Annotated in this window: 13 protein-coding genes; 7 read left to right on the forward strand and 6 right to left on the reverse strand. The window is 72.8% G+C overall.

The window, feature by feature from the left end:
- Positions 1–16 precede the first annotated feature (16 nt).
- From ACLJQE_RS09760 to ACLJQE_RS09775, 4 genes are all read right to left on the reverse strand, one after another.
- Positions 17–451 (reverse strand): hypothetical protein, encoded by a 435-nt coding sequence (locus ACLJQE_RS09760; protein WP_410638814.1) that lies wholly within the window; start codon positions 449–451, stop codon positions 17–19.
- 110 nt (positions 452–561) lie between these two features.
- The gene (locus ACLJQE_RS09765) at positions 562–1221 is read right to left on the reverse strand and encodes a response regulator (protein ID WP_410638815.1); all 660 of its coding nucleotides are present in this window, start codon (positions 1219–1221) and stop codon (positions 562–564) included.
- Positions 1218–2720, reverse strand: a complete 1503-nt coding sequence (locus tag ACLJQE_RS09770) for a GAF domain-containing sensor histidine kinase (RefSeq protein WP_410638816.1) — start codon at positions 2718–2720, stop codon at positions 1218–1220. The genes ACLJQE_RS09765 and ACLJQE_RS09770 overlap by 4 nt, the downstream gene beginning before the upstream one ends.
- A gap of 166 nt (positions 2721–2886) precedes the next feature.
- Positions 2887–3294, reverse strand: a complete 408-nt coding sequence (locus ACLJQE_RS09775) for a pyridoxamine 5'-phosphate oxidase family protein (protein WP_410638817.1) — start codon at positions 3292–3294, stop codon at positions 2887–2889.
- A gap of 241 nt (positions 3295–3535) precedes the next feature.
- Here ACLJQE_RS09775 and ACLJQE_RS09780 point away from each other — a divergent pair, with 241 nt between their 5' ends.
- From ACLJQE_RS09780 to ACLJQE_RS09810, 7 genes are all read left to right on the forward strand, one after another.
- Positions 3536–4150: a sigma-70 family RNA polymerase sigma factor gene (locus ACLJQE_RS09780; RefSeq protein WP_410638818.1), complete on the forward strand. Its 615-nt coding sequence runs from the start codon at positions 3536–3538 to the stop codon at positions 4148–4150.
- 482 nt (positions 4151–4632) lie between these two features.
- Positions 4633–6063 (forward strand): DUF1996 domain-containing protein, encoded by a 1431-nt coding sequence (locus tag ACLJQE_RS09785; protein ID WP_410638819.1) that lies wholly within the window; start codon positions 4633–4635, stop codon positions 6061–6063.
- 223 nt (positions 6064–6286) lie between these two features.
- Positions 6287–6421, forward strand: a complete 135-nt coding sequence (locus ACLJQE_RS09790) for a hypothetical protein (protein ID WP_268747407.1) — start codon at positions 6287–6289, stop codon at positions 6419–6421.
- A gap of 88 nt (positions 6422–6509) precedes the next feature.
- Entirely contained in the window at positions 6510–8690 is a 2181-nt protein-coding gene (locus ACLJQE_RS09795) for a YcaO-like family protein (RefSeq protein ID WP_410638820.1), read from the forward strand.
- 10 nt (positions 8691–8700) lie between these two features.
- On the forward strand, positions 8701–9942 hold the full coding sequence (locus ACLJQE_RS09800; protein WP_410638821.1) for an MDR family MFS transporter: 1242 nt from the start codon (positions 8701–8703) through the stop codon (positions 9940–9942).
- On the forward strand, positions 9935–10405 hold the full coding sequence (locus ACLJQE_RS09805; RefSeq protein ID WP_410638822.1) for a GNAT family N-acetyltransferase: 471 nt from the start codon (positions 9935–9937) through the stop codon (positions 10403–10405). Before ACLJQE_RS09800 ends, ACLJQE_RS09805 begins: the two co-directional genes overlap by 8 nt.
- A 262-nt stretch (positions 10406–10667) precedes the next feature.
- Positions 10668–11717, forward strand: a complete 1050-nt coding sequence (locus ACLJQE_RS09810) for a DUF2235 domain-containing protein (protein ID WP_410638823.1) — start codon at positions 10668–10670, stop codon at positions 11715–11717.
- A gap of 66 nt (positions 11718–11783) precedes the next feature.
- Here ACLJQE_RS09810 and ACLJQE_RS09815 read toward each other — a convergent pair whose 3' ends face one another.
- Together ACLJQE_RS09815 and ACLJQE_RS09820 are read right to left on the reverse strand one after the other, a co-directional pair.
- Positions 11784–12542 (reverse strand): hypothetical protein, encoded by a 759-nt coding sequence (locus tag ACLJQE_RS09815; RefSeq protein WP_410638824.1) that lies wholly within the window; start codon positions 12540–12542, stop codon positions 11784–11786.
- 111 nt (positions 12543–12653) lie between these two features.
- The gene (locus ACLJQE_RS09820; protein ID WP_410639171.1) at positions 12654–14093 is read right to left on the reverse strand and encodes a glycoside hydrolase family 3 protein; all 1440 of its coding nucleotides are present in this window, start codon (positions 14091–14093) and stop codon (positions 12654–12656) included.
- Positions 14094–14126: the final 33 nt, after the last annotated feature.

Raw genomic sequence — 14126 nt, forward strand, 5'->3', positions numbered from 1 at the left:
CCGCGCCGCGCAACGTCTAGTTGTCCCGCCGGTGCCGGCCGCGCCGGGTTCCCACCAGCGCGTGGACCCGGGTCGCCAGGTCGACCCGGCGCTCCCGGCGTGCGTACTCCAGCAGCGCCTGCGCCTGGTCCCGCGGCAGCCAGCCGCGGTCGGCGCCCGCCTCCAGGCGCAGCAGGTGGGTCACCAGCTCGCGCGACTCCTCGTCGTGCTCGCCCGCCAGCTCCGCGAACCGGCGGGCCGCCTCCGCCTCGCCGTCGCACCACGCCGTCATCGCCAGCAGCGTCGCCGTCGCCGTCAGGATGTCGCCGCGGTGGACGCCTCCCTCCGCCGCCAGGTGCTCGGCCAGCTGGAAGCTGCGTGTGCCGACACCGCCGGCCCCCTCGCGGCGCACCGCGTCCGCGAGTGCCCTGATCTGCCGCGTGACATAGTCCCCGCCCGACAACCCCGCCATGTCGTCCCCTCCGCCGGCGCACACCATTCGTGCGTCACCCGGACAGGTGTACTCCATTGGCGGCTGGATACGTCGAACGCCCCACCCGTTTCGTCCGATCGGCCGTGATTTCAGCCGGGTCGTCCGGGTTCGGCCCGCCGCTGGGACATGTACACCGCCGCCGAGGTGCGCCGCTCGACGCCGAGCTTGTGCAGCACCGACGACACGTAGTTCTTCACCGTCTTCTCGGCCAGGAACAGCCGCTCGGCGATCTGGCGGTTGGTCAGGCCCTCCGCGATCAGGTCCAGCACCCGCCGCTCCTGCGGGCTCAGCTGCTCGTACCGCGGGTCGGGCGCCGCGACGTTCTCGCCACGCAGCTTGTTCATCACCGACGCGGTCAGCGTGGCGTCCAGCAGGGAACCGCCGGCGGCGACCGTGCGGACGGCTTCGATCAGCGACCGCCCGGAAACCTGCTTGAGCATGTACCCGGCCGCGCCCGCCATGATCGCGCCGAACAGTGCTTCGTCGTCCGAATAGGACGTGAGCATCAGGCAGGCGGGCGGCGGCTCCATGGTGGACCGGATCTCCCGGCACACCCCCACGCCCTCGCCGTCGGGCAGCCGGACGTCGAGGACGGCCACGTCCGGGCGGGCCTGCGGGATCCGCACCAGCGCCTCGGCCACCGTCCCGGCCTCCCCGACCACTTCGATGTCGGGTTCGGGCTCGAACACGGTCTTCAGCCCGGTCCGGACCAGTTCGTGGTCGTCCAGCAGGAACACCGCGATCGTCATCGTCCACTCCCCTGCTCGCCGGTCGTCACCGGCAGGTCCGCCGTCCACTCCAGCCGCGACCCGCCGTCCTCGCCCGCCGCCAGCACGCAGTGACCGCTCCACCGGGCCGCCCGCGAGGCGAGGTTGGCCAGGCCGCTGATCCGGCCCGCCTCCGCCGGCGGGCCGCCCCCGTCGTCGCGCACCACCAGCGTCAGCCGCCGGCCGAGCCGGTCGACGGTGACCTCGACCGACGACGACTTCGCGCCGGCGTGCCGGGCGATGTTCGTCAGCGCTTCACGCAGCGATGCGATGAGGTCGGAGCGCACCGCGTCCGGTACCGCGGCGTCCAGCGGCCCGTCGAAGCCGACGCGCGGCTCGAAGCCGAGCGCGTCCCGGGCGTCCACGGCCACCCGCAGCAGTTCCGCGCGGAGGCTGCCCTGCGCCTGCGCCGGCGCCTGGAGCGAGAAGATGCTGTTGCGGATCTCGCGGATCGTGCCGTCGAGGTCCTGGGCGAACCCGGCCACGCGGGCGGCGACACCGGCGTCGGCGATCAGCCTGCTGACGCCCTCCAGCCCGAGCCCGGTCGCGAACAGCCGCTGGATCACCAGGTCGTGCAGGTCACGGGCGATCCGGTCGCGATCGGAGAACACCGCCAGCTGCTGGCGCGCCTCCTGCGCCCGCGAGAACTCGACGGCGAGCGCGGCGTGCCCGGCGAAGGTCTCGGCCAACTGGACGTCGGAGGCGGTGAACGGCGAGCGGTCGCGGAACTTCGCGACCACCAGCACCCCGAGGGTCTCCTCGCCGACGATCAGCGGCACCGAGATCGCCGAGTCGAGGTCCTTGACGATCGCCGGCATCGGCCCATCGTGGTTGCGCTGCTGCTCCTGCACGTGCTCGCCGTAGTCGCGGACGACGACCGGATGCCGGGTCGTGAACGCCATCCCGGTGGCGGTGCCCTCGGTCGGCACGGTCAGGCCGGTGAGGCGGTCGGCGTCCTCGCCCGGCGGCTCGACGACGTCGAACACGAGCCGGCCGGGGCCGTCGGGCCGCGCGATCGCGCCGGCCGTCCCGCCGGCGACGACGCGGGCGCGTTCGGCGACCAGCCGCAGCGTGGCCCGCAGGTCCTGGGCCGAGAGCAGGGCGCGGGTGACGTCGTAGGACGCTTCGAGCCAGCGTTCGCGGCGGCGCATCTGGTCGACGAGCAGGGCCTTCTCGACGGCCATCCCGGTCGCCGCGGTGAGCGCGCCGAGCACCTCGCGTGCGGGGCGGCCGAACTCCCCGCCGTCGCCGGGTTCGACCGTGAGCATCCCGAACGTCTGCGTTCCCGCGCAGACCGGCAGCTCGACCGCGCCGGGACCGAGCGCGCCCCGGCCGTATTCGGCGATCCCGTTCTCGGCCAGGTCCAGCCGGCCGCGGCGGGCGCCGAGCAGCTCGCACGTCGCCGTCACCGCGCGGTCCAGCAGCGACGGCAGCTCCAGCTCGCGGGCGATGCCGCCCACCGCCGCCAGAATCGCCGGCATGCTGATTTCGTCCGCCACTTCCCCTCGACCCCGCTGGCTCCGCCGCTGTCCCGGGCGTGCCCCGGGCCGTCAAGGGTCCCACAGGCCACTGCCCGTGTCGGCCCAATCCGGTTCGTCCATCCGGTGGGTCGATGACGGGAGCCACACCGTTACGGCCATCGCGGGATCACTCCGCGTGACAGGCGATCCGGTGGCCGCTGATGGTCTCCGCCGGGACGCGCAGGAACCGGTGGCCCGCACGGGTGGGCGCCGGACACGGGCAGGCTCGCTCGCCGAAGTCGACGGCACCGGACTCGGTGGCGCGCCCCAGCAGGCTGACGTACCAGCCGGCACCCAGGTCGGGCGCGAACTCGTCGGCTTCGAACGCGACGACGGCGTCCCGCGCGCCCGCGTACAGGAGGCTGCCGGGCAGGACGGCGAACACCACGGCGTCGCCGACGACCGTGAACCGCACCGGCCGCACGGCCGGCATGGCCCGGTGGGTGTAGATCACCCGGCCGAGGCTCGCCGTCCGGAGCAAGGCGAGGCACTGCTGCCGGTCCAGCTGCAGCCCGAAGCCCACGTCGTCCACCATCGCGTCCCTGTGTTTCCGCTGTGAATTCCCGGCCACCAGCGTGATCGGGCGCCCGGGCCGCCGATAGGGCCGTTCGGCCCGGCCACCCGCGACGCCGGCCGCCACGCACATCGGTCCACTTCGGACCAGGGCCGGAAGACCCGGTCCGGGACGGCCGCCCGGCCGGTGTGGCGGCCACGCGGAGTGACCTAGCGTCGTGACCGTACGTTGCCGTCGAAGTTGCGAAGAGGGGTGAGGGCCGATGCCACCGAACTCCGCCGAGAGCCGTCCCGCGCCCACGGCGCCGTTCTCCCTGGACCCGGCGCTCGTGCGGTCGGCGGTGCAGGGCGACCGCACCGCGGTGGCCGGGCTGCTGCGGGCACTGCGGCCGATCGTCTTCCGCTACTGTCTTGGCCGGCTGCGCACGTGGCAGGACGGCTCGTCGGACGCCGAGGACTGCGCACAGGACGTGCTGCTCGCGATCGTCCGCGCCCTGCCGGGGTACCGCCTCGCACCCGAGGGCTTCGTGCCGTTCGTCTTCGGCATCGCCGCGCACAAGGTGGCCGACTTCCACCGGTGCCGGGCACGCAACCGCAGCAGCCCGGTCGCCGAACTCCCGGCCGGCCGGGCGGGCGGCGCGGACCCGACGTGCGACGAGGTCGTGCGCTCCGCGGCACTCGACTGGTCGTCCGGGCTGCTCGACACGCTTCCGCCGCGCCAGCGCGAAATCCTGGTCATGCGCATCATCCTCGGCATGACGGCGGAGGAGACGGCCACCGCGGTCGGCCTCGGCAGTGCGGGCGCGGTCCGCGTCGCCCAGCACCGCGCCCTCGCGACCCTGCGGCGCAGCCTGCTGGCCTGCAAAGGGGCGTCCTGACGGATCCGGTGTGAAGGGAAACCGGGGTCACCATTTCCGCATTTCACGGCAATTCACGCCGAGGTCCGCACTGCGGGCATTCGACCGGTCTCACCGGGGGATACGGACGCCGGTTCACTTCGGTTCAAACTTTTTTCCACAAGCTCGTCTCGCGGAGACAATCCGCAGGTCGGAGCCCTCTTCAACTACGGAAGCACGAACCGGCCCTGACCGTTCGTGACGGCCGGAAAGAACTTCTTGCCCGGTGTCAAATGCCGGTGTAGCGTCCATAACGGAACGATAACCAGCCGGTTGACGGCGCGGCCACGGGCAGGTACGGGCGCGCACCCACTGATGTCGGGTCAGTGGACCAGCCGGGCATCGTGCCCTGCCGACGCATCGAAGAAACCCGTGACAGAACCCCGCCTGATCGGGACGAGCCTGGGCTCGTCCCGGCTCAGTGTCGCGCGTTCCCGCCAGCCCGACACCCGGAGGATTTTCCCATGTCCCGCACCCAAGGACGGCATCGCCTTTCCCGCCGGACGAAGATCGCGACCGGGGGCCTCGCCCTCGCGATCGCGGTCGGCGGCATCGTCGTCGCGACGACCACCGGAAACACCGGTGAAGCCAGCGCCGACGAAGCCGACCCCGCCTTCTTCGTCGACATCCTGAAGGTGAAACCGAACCAGTTCGACCCGCGCCCGGTCAGCGGCGCGGCGACGGGCACGTTCACCGTCGACTGCGGCCGCAACGAAAACGGCCACTTCAACCCGGACAACTTCATCGCCCAGCCCGGTGTCCGCAATGGAGCCCAGCACCTGCACGACTACGTCGGCAACCTGTCGACGAACGCCGACTCGAACAACAAGAGCCTGGCCAAGGCCGGGACCACCTGCCGCAACGGCGACAAGTCCGCCTACTTCTGGCCCGTGGTCCGCATCGACACCGGCGAAGAGGAGGAGAACGAGCCCGCCAAGGTGCCCGACGGCGACCGGGCGCAGGCCGACCGCGAGGCCAAGACCGTGCAGGTCGCGTGCCCGGACGTCGCCAGCAAGCTGCCCGACATCCCCGACCAGGCCATGGCCGAGGTCGACGGCAACCTCGACCAGCTCGACACGCAGGCCGACGAGGCCAACCAGCGCATCGCCGCGACGCAGGGCCAGGGCGGTCCGGACTTCGTGCGCAACGCGATCCTGAACCCGCTGAAGGACCGGCGCTCCGCGATCATCGACCGGATCGCCATCGCGATCGGCCGGTTCGCGCAGAAGCCGCGGGACCTGGGTGGTCTCGCACCGTGCGGGACGAAACCGGGCAAGGACACCGGAATGCCGGCGCCGCCGCCGAGCAGCACGGCCGGCGGGGCGCTGCCCGGGCAGGACGAGAACAACGAGCTGCCCGGGAACGACGGCAAGATCCTGCGGCCGCAGCGGGTGCAGCTCACCTTCCGCGGCAGCCCGGTCGGGAAGGTCGTGGCGATGCCGCGATTCCTGCGCGTGCTCTACGGCGACGCGAAGGTCTCGACCAACGGGCCCGCCAACGCCAAGGCGAGCTGGACCTGCACCGGCTTCGAGAACCGCCTCATCGACAAATACCCGATCTGCCCCGAAGGCAGCAAGGTCAAGCGCGTGCACACGTTCCCCAGCTGCTGGGACGGCAAGAACACCGACAGCGCCAACCACCGCACGCACATCGTGTTCCCGGACCGGTTCGGCCGGTGCGGCAACGGGTTCAAGGCGGTGCCGCAGCTGCAGATCTCGCTGACCTACGACATCCCGCGGGACATCCAGCTCAAGAAGCAGTACAAAGTGGACGCTTTCCCGCAGGAGGAGCACAACCCGCTGTCCGACCACGACGACTTCGCCAACGTGATGTCGCAGCGGATCATGAACGGCCTGGTGAACTGCGTGAACCGCGGACGCACCTGCCGGGCGTGACTTCCCGATCGACCCTGAAGGCCTCCGCACCGCCGCCGGTGCGGAGGCCTTCGTCATCGGAGCCGTGCACGCCTCCCGCGGGGGCCATGACGAACGCATGGGCCGGGGTATGCGCACCGCATTCCAGAAGACGTCAGAGTGCCCGCCCGGAACCCAATCTTATTCACGTCACCCCGACCCGGTGGCACCACCGGAAACACTCCACATCCCTTCAGGAGGAACCATGATCTCGACCTTCGAGCGCCCCTCGGCCGTCGTCGTCCACAACCGCGCCGTGGTCCACAACCGCGCCGTCGTCCACAACCGCGCCGTCGTCCACAACCGCGCCGTGGTGCACAACCGCGCTTCCGCCAAGTAGCCACGGCCAAGCCGCCGGCGTGCCGCGGCCCCGCTCCGGGGCCGCGGCACGGCCATGTCCGGCCCGTTTTCCGACCAAGGGGTTCGCCATGTCTTCCGACACCCGCCCGCAGCTGACCGGGATCGAGATCCACGACCTGGAACCCGGCCTTTGCCTGCTCATCACGCCGAACGGCGGCCAGTTCTCGATCACCGCCCCGGTGCGGGAGTTCCGGGCGTGGCTCGACCGGTGCGACGGCACCCGCACCCGCGGGGAGCTGCTGGCCGGGATGAACCCCGACTACGCGGAGGTGCTCGACGTCCTCGAGGCGGACGGCTGCCTGCGCGCGGGGCGGGACGAGGAAGCCGGCGCCCGGCGCCTCGCCGCGACCGCGGTGCTGCTCGCCGGAGCGGCCGAGCTGACCGGCCCCCTCGCGGAGATCCTCGCGCCGTCCGGCTACGCGCGGATCGAAGCGCTCACCGGGCTCGACCACCCCTTCCCGGTGGATCCGGCGGACACCGTCGTCGTCGCCGCGTTCGCCCATCCGGCCTATGCCGAACTCACCGCGCTGGATGCGTTCTGTGCCGACCGCGGGGTGCGCTTCTTCCCCTTCCGCTGTGAACGCGGCCAGGGGATCGCCGGGCCGGCGGTCACGCCCGGCACCGGCCCCGACTTCGCCGACGTGCTCGCCCGCCGCCGGTCCGCGGCGGTCGACCCGCGCGTGATCGACGCCTTCGCCGCCGCCGCGGCCCCGCCCGGCCCGCGGTTCCGGCCGGGGGAAACCCGCTGGCTGCTCACCGCGCTCGCCGTCCAGCTCGAACGCTGGGTCGGTGGTGCACCCGCCGAGACGACGACCGGGGAGCTCGAGCTCGATCCCGTCCGGCTGACCGTGCTGCCCCGGCCCGTGCTGCCTGTGCCCGACCGGCCCCGCCCGGTGGTGGCGCACGGGCCGCGGCCGGACCTGCTCGTCGACGACCGGACGGGCATCGTGACTGCGGTCCACGAACTGCCCGCCGCGCCGGGCATGCCCGCTCGCCTGCGGGTGTGCGCGGTCGACGTCGCCGACATGCGGCGGGTGGTCGACTGGCCCAACGACCGCCAGGCGTTCGGCACGTCGTGGCACGACTTCGAGCTCGCCCGAGACTCCGCGATCGGCGAGGCCGTGGAACGCTACTGCGGCAGCTGGCTCCCGCCGGAACGCCGGATCCGCCACGCCAGCTACGCCCGGCTGTGCCGCGACGGGGTGCCGGCCCTCGACCCGCGTCGCCTGAACCTCTACTCGCCACGCCAGTACCGGACCGCGGGCTTCCCGTTCGCGCCGCTGACCACGGACGTCGAATGCGCGTGGGTGGAAGGCTTTTCGCACACGACGAAGGAGGTCGTCTGGGTGCCGGCCTGCCTCGTCTCGACCGAGGCGGAACCCGGTGGCGCCCGGTTCACCGACCCGCTGATCGCCGGGCTCGCCGGCGGCACCAGCGTGGAGCACGCCGTCACCTCCGGCCTCGAAGAGGTGCTGGAACGCGACACGACCATGCTCTGGTGGGCCAACACGCCCCGGCTTCGCCGGCTGTCGGTCCCGGCGGAGATCCGGGCGCTGGTCGCCGACACCGCCGACACCTACGACGTCACGCTCATCCCCCTGGACAACGAGTTCGCCGTCCCGATCGTCGCCGCCGCGGTGTTCGACCGCACCCGGCGCTGGCTGTCCATCGGGTTCGCGACCCGGCCCGACCCGTTCGAAGCGGCCAAGAAGGCGCTCGCCGAAGGGTTCACCCTGCAGCACACCTGCCTCGCCCTCGACGACGAGCGCGAGCTGGGCGCGATGCAGGCCGACCTGCCGCACCTGGGCAACCTCAAGCCGTACCGCGCCGACCGGCGTTACCTCGACTCCTACCGCGAGGACTTCGCCGACGTCGTGGACCTGCTGTGCCAGCAGCAGATCTACCTCGACCCGCGGGCCGCGGCCCGGGTGGCGCCCTGGGTGCGCGACCTGCCCGTGCGGACCTGGGAGGGCCTGCCCGCGCTGGGCGAGCGGCGGCTCAAGGCCTACCAGGAGCGCGTCGAGGCGCGCGGGTTCGAAGTGATCAGCGTCGACCTCACCACCCGTGACGTCGAGGCCGCCGGGTTCCACGCCGCGCACACGCTCGTGCCCGGGCTGGTGTCGAACTTCCCGGCCGGGTTCCCGTACTGGGGCGACGGCCGGATCAGCCGCGCCGCGGTCGACCTCGGCTGGCGCGCCGAGCCTCTGCCCGAAGAGCGGCTGAACGTCTTCCCGCTCCCCCACGCCTGAGGAGGCCGGGATGGCCGTCACCGAACTGCTCGGGCTGCCCCGGACCCGGGGCCGCCTGCCGCTGGTCGCCGCGCAGGGTGTCGACGCACTCGGCACGGGCCTGTTCCTGCCCTTCGCCGTCGTGTACTTCCACGCGGCCAAGGGCATCTCGCTGCCCGCGGTCGGTGCCGCGCTCTCCGTCGCAGCCCTGCTCGCGCTGCCGGCCGGGCCGTTCGCGGGCCCGCTGGTCGACCGCTTCGGTCCGCGGCGGATCGTGGTCGCCGCCAACCTGCTGCGAGTGGCGACCTTCGCCGGGTACGTCTTCGCCGGGTCCTTGTGGCAGCTGGTGCTGCTGGCCGCGCTGACGTTCTGGGGCGAAGGGCTGTTCTGGCCGGCGTCCGGCGCGCTGGTCGCGCAGGTGGCCGACGACGGTCAGCGGGCCCGCTGGTACGCGATGGAGCGGACGCTGCGCAACGTCGGCATCGGCCTCGGCGGGCTGGCGGGCAGCGCGCTCGTCGTCGCGGGCGGCACCGGCGGCTACACGGCGATCGTGGTGCTGAATGCGGCCAGTTTCCTCCTCGCGGCGGTCCTGGTCGCCGCCTGGCGGGGCGGCCGGGCCGTCCCGCCGCGGACCGCTCGCGGCCCCGCCGCCGGCCGGGGCTACCGGGCCGTGCTCGCCGACCGCGCGTTCCGGCGGGTGCTCGTGACGGTGTTCGTCTTCGCCCTGTGCGACCTGGCCTTGACCGTCCTGCTGAGTGCCTACGTGCTCGGCACGCTGCGGCTGCCCGCGTGGCAGCCCGGGGTGCTGTTCGCCCTCAACACGGTGCTCGTGGTGCTCGCGCAGACCGTCGTGGCCCGGCGCGTGGAACGCTTCGGCAAGCCGCGGACGCTGCAGGTCGCGGCCGCGGTGTGGGCGGTCGCCTTCCTGCTGTTCGCGGTCGTGCCCCTCGCCGCGCCGCTGCCGGTCTTCGCCGTGCTGACCGTCGCCACCGCCGTGTTCACCGCGGCCGAGCTGCTGCAGGCCCCGACCAGCAGCGCGCTCACCGTCGCGCTGGCACCGCCCCACCTGCGCGGCCGGTACCTCGGGCTGGAGGAACTGCTGTGGGGCGTGGCCCGGGTGCTGGCGCCGGTGACGTTCACCGCCCTGCTGGCCGCCGGCCCGCAGCTGCCCTGGCTGGTCCTGGCCGGTTGCTGCATGCTGGCGGTGGTCGTCCTCGCGGGGCTGAAGGCGGTTCCGGAGCCGGCCGCGACCCGGGAGACCGCGGATGCCTGACTGGACCGAGCTCGGCGAGCTCTACCTCGACGTCTACCGCGAACCGCCGTACGGGGAAGGCGAAACCGAGGCGGCCGAGTTCCGCAAGACCGTGGCGCGGCACGCGCTCCTGCCCGGGTTCGCGGTCACCACCGTCCACAAGGGAACAGAGCTGGCCGGGTTCGCCTACGGCGTCGGCCGCGAACCGGGCTGGTGGCACCCGCGGGCCGCGGCGGCCGCACCGGCGTGGCTGGCCGGCCGGCCGGTGTTCTACGTGTACGAACTCGCCGTCCGGCCGGAGCACCGCGGGCACGGCCACGGCCGGGACCTGCTCGACCGCCTGCTCGCCACCCGGTCCGAGCCGTTCGCCGTGCTGGCCGCCTCCCCCGCGGCCCCGGCGCACGCGATGTACCGCCGGTGGGGCTGGCAACCGGCCGGCTCGCTCACGCCGGGCCGCTCCGAACTGCTGGTGCTGGCCCGGTGACCCGTCGTCACCGGGCCCGTGCCGGCTCCCGCGCCGGCACGGCGGGCCCACCGGTCCGGCGCCGGTGCCCCGGTTCGACGCCTGGGCTCCATTTCGCCGAGCCGCGGATTGACCCCGATGCGCGCGCCTTTCCGGATTACGGGAAATCACCGGCCGGGCACCGATCCGGAAATCGGGAAACGTCACCCCTCCCGGGTGTTCACCCGGCGTAACGCGGCGTCCGGTGCAGGCGACTCACCAGGGTCCGGACCGGGGAGGAAACATGGCGAAACGTCTGGTGATCTGCTGCGACGGTACTTGGAACAGCCTCCGTCAGCCGGCGCCGACCAATGTGGGCCGGCTCCAGAAGGTCGTCGCGCCCACCGACCCGGCCGGCACCGAACAGCGGGTGTACTACCGCGAAGGCGTCGGCACCGGAAAGCTGTGGGACCGCCTCACCGGCGGCGCTTTCGGCATGGGCCTTTCGGCGAATGTGAAGCACGCTTACCGGTTCGTCGCCGAAAACTACGAACCCGGTGACGAACTGTTCTTCTTCGGCTTCAGCCGCGGTGCCTACACCGCGCGCAGCACGGTGGGTTTCATCCGCAACTGCGGGGTGCTGCTCCCCGGTGAGCTCGGCAGGCTCGAGGAGGCCTACCGGCTCTACCGCGCCCGCGACCGGGTCACCTCCGGCCCGGACAGCCCGCAGGCCCGGGAGTTCCGCGCGAAGTACGCCCGGGAAGACCGGACGCCCATCCGGTTCGTCGGCGTCTGGGACACCGTCGGCGCGCTGGGCATCCCGCTCAGCGGCGGACGGCTGATCCACCGGCTGAACAAGCGCTGGCAGTTCCACGACATGGAGCTGACGTCGATCGTGCAGGCGGCGTTCCAGGCGCTGGCGGTGGACGAGCACCGCAAGTCGTTCAGCCCGGCCGTGTGGGCGCCGTCGAAGGCGGCGAACGGCCAGGTGCGCGAACAGGTCTGGTTCGCCGGCGCCCATTCCGACGTCGGGGGCGGGTACGGGCAGCCGGCCCTGTCGGACCTCGCCCTCCGGTGGATGGCCGACCGCGCCGAGCGGTGCGGCCTCGCCTTCGCGGACAACGCTTTCGCGAACTTGGCCGCTCGCGACGAACTCGGCGAGCTGCACGACTCGCTCAACGCGTTCTTCCGGTGGTTCGGCTCGGCGAACCGCGCCATCGGCCGGGTCGACCCGGCGACCGAGTTCGCGGGATCCTGCGCGGTATACCGCAGTGAGCGGATGGAGCCGCCGTACCGGCCCGGGAACCTGCTCACGTACCTGGCGGATCCGGTGCACCGGATCATGAAGGTCTGACTGTCCACGACGGACAGCGGAACGGGCCCCCGTCCCGCGGACAGGGGCCCGTGCACGTTCAGCGGGTCAGTGGTTGATCTTGAACCACGGCTGCGCCCAGCCGACGTAGGTCTGGCCCCACTTGCTCTTGATCTGCGCGATGGTCGTCTCGGTGTAGCTGCCCGGGCCGTTGATGTCGTTCGACAGGAACTTGCCGTCGCCGATCGAGATCATCGTGTGGCCGGCACCGCTGCTCTTGAAGTACGCGAGACCGCCGGCCGGGACCTGGTAGTCACCGGCGTGCTTGAACGAGGACGGGATCTGGGTCCAGTGGATGTAGGCGGTCTCCGAGCCGGAGGCGGACCAGCCGTAGTTCTGGGCGTTGATCCGGTCGCACCAGCCGTTGTAGGAGTCGATGTTGCTGGTGTGGACGCGGGTCTTGGCGTAGGCCACGGCCTGCGCGCAGGTCTTCGGGTTCCCGGTGCCCGCGGTCGAGCAGGTCAGCGTCGAACCGGCGCAGTCCGGCGCGACCCGGCCGTCGGAGCCGGTGTAGACGTAGGCGTCGCTGATGTAGCCGTCGCCCACCTTGTCCCAGATGTCCGAGGTGCCGTACTTGCCGTCGACCGTGGATCCGTTGGTCTGGCAGGTGATGGTCACCGCGGTGCCGTCGGCGATGCTGCCGATCGAGCCCGCGGTGGCGCTCGGGCTGGACCGCACGGTCAGCGCCGCACCCGAGTCGGTGTGCACGGTGCCCGTGGCCGCGAACGCCGGACCCGCCCCGGCGACCACGAGCGCCGCGGCGATGCCGGCCACCCCGGCCAGCCGCTTCACGATCCCCATCTTCATGCTTCCGTCCTCCAGTTTTCGGTGTGCGGACAGAATGCAGCGCACCGGTACAAGCCGCGTACAAACCGCGGTTGAACTTCTGGAGATGCGGCAAAGCGGACGAAAATCCGGTCAGGCCAGATATTCCGCCGCGGCGCGCAGGCTGACGTACGAGCCGCTGAACGTGTCGATCCGCGGGCCGGCGTCGCCGCCGGGGCCGGGCGCGCCGGTCTCCACGCGGATGAAGTCCAGCGCCGACAGGGCGGCGAGCAGCGCACGCACCCGCGGGTGCCGGTGCGCCTCCCGCGTCACCACGACGACGCTGCGGAAGCCCTGCGCCGCCTCGAGCACGACGTCGACGTCTTCCGGGGTGACGGTGAGTGTCCGGGTGCCCGGCACGAGCTCGGCCAGGTGCGCGCCGAGGCCCCACGGCACCGGCCCGGCCGCGATGGTCGGCTCGGTCTGCACGTCGACGACCAGCGGCGGCCCGTCCAGGCGCACCTCGCCCCGGATCCGCAGCGCCTTGCGGGCCGCCTCCAGGCCGAGCCGCCGGTCGACCGGGCCGACCTGCGCCGGCGCCGGGTCGGTACCCAGCGCCGCCGTCCGCGAAGCCGCCTCCGCCAGCCGTTCCAGGGGCAGCTCCCCCGCCGCGACCGCGGCCACGATCGCCGAGGCACAGGCGTCGAGCGCGGAAGCTTCGAACGCCGCGCCGCCGAGGCACAGCGCGTCCGCTCCCGCGGCCAGTGCCCGCACCGCGGACCGGCCGAGGCCGTCGTGGCGTCCGTACGCCCCCGACACCGCGCCCATCTCCAGTGCGTCGGTGATCACCGCGCCGGTGAAGCCGAGCTCGCCGCGCAGGACGTCGGTGAGCGCGGTCCGGTTGAGGGTGGCCGGCTCGTCGCCCCAGGCCCGGACGACCAGGTGGCCCGACATGATCGAGCGCACCCCGGCCCGGATCGCCGCGGCGAACGGGACCAGTTCGATCGCGCGCAGCTCTTCGAGGGTGCGCGGCAGCACCGGCAGCGCCACGTGCGAGTCCTCGGTCGCCGCGCCGTGGCCCGGGAAGTGCTTGGCGCACGCCGCGACGCCGTACTTCTGCAGGCCGGTCACGTACGCCGCCACGTGCGGCGACGCCTTCGCCGGGTCGGACCCGAACGCCCGGACGCCGATGATCGGGTCCTCGGCCGCCAGGGTCAGGTCCGCGCAGGGCGCGAAGTTCACCGTGACGCCGCACGCGGCCAGCCGCTCGCCGAGCGCGGCGGCGACGGCCGTCGTCAGCTCCGGGTCGTCCGCCGCGCCGAGGGCGAGCGGCCCCGGCACGAACGAGCCGGTGTTCACGTCGAGGCGGGTGACGTCGCCGCCCTCCTCGTCGATCCCGACGACCACGCCATCGCGCCCGCTTCGCAGCTGCGTGGTCAGCGCGGCGACCTGCTCGTCGTCGACGACGTTGCGGCCGAACAGCACCACCCCGCCCAGGCCGCCGTCGATCCGGCGGCGCAGCCAGTCCGGCGCGGTGGTCCCGGCGAACCCGGGCAGGAGGACGGCTTCGGCGAGCTTCTCGGGCGTGGACAGCGTCTCGGGTGTGGACTGTGTCTCGGGCGTGGA

This window comes from Amycolatopsis sp. lyj-346, assembly GCF_046548975.1.
GTDB lineage: Bacteria > Actinomycetota > Actinomycetes > Mycobacteriales > Pseudonocardiaceae > Amycolatopsis.

Coding starts and splice junctions, on each gene's coding strand:
- ACLJQE_RS09760 (WP_410638814.1), bottom strand. CDS start 451: ATGGCGGGGTTGTCGGGCGGGGACTATGTCACGCGGCAGATCAGGGCA.
- ACLJQE_RS09765 (WP_410638815.1), bottom strand. CDS start 1,221: ATGACGATCGCGGTGTTCCTGCTGGACGACCACGAACTGGTCCGGACC.
- ACLJQE_RS09770 (WP_410638816.1), bottom strand. CDS start 2,720: ATGCCGGCGATTCTGGCGGCGGTGGGCGGCATCGCCCGCGAGCTGGAG.
- ACLJQE_RS09775 (WP_410638817.1), bottom strand. CDS start 3,294: ATGGTGGACGACGTGGGCTTCGGGCTGCAGCTGGACCGGCAGCAGTGC.
- ACLJQE_RS09780 (WP_410638818.1), top strand. CDS start 3,536: ATGCCACCGAACTCCGCCGAGAGCCGTCCCGCGCCCACGGCGCCGTTC.
- ACLJQE_RS09785 (WP_410638819.1), top strand. CDS start 4,633: ATGTCCCGCACCCAAGGACGGCATCGCCTTTCCCGCCGGACGAAGATC.
- ACLJQE_RS09790 (WP_268747407.1), top strand. CDS start 6,287: ATGATCTCGACCTTCGAGCGCCCCTCGGCCGTCGTCGTCCACAACCGC.
- ACLJQE_RS09795 (WP_410638820.1), top strand. CDS start 6,510: ATGTCTTCCGACACCCGCCCGCAGCTGACCGGGATCGAGATCCACGAC.
- ACLJQE_RS09800 (WP_410638821.1), top strand. CDS start 8,701: ATGGCCGTCACCGAACTGCTCGGGCTGCCCCGGACCCGGGGCCGCCTG.
- ACLJQE_RS09805 (WP_410638822.1), top strand. CDS start 9,935: ATGCCTGACTGGACCGAGCTCGGCGAGCTCTACCTCGACGTCTACCGC.
- ACLJQE_RS09810 (WP_410638823.1), top strand. CDS start 10,668: ATGGCGAAACGTCTGGTGATCTGCTGCGACGGTACTTGGAACAGCCTC.
- ACLJQE_RS09815 (WP_410638824.1), bottom strand. CDS start 12,542: ATGAAGATGGGGATCGTGAAGCGGCTGGCCGGGGTGGCCGGCATCGCC.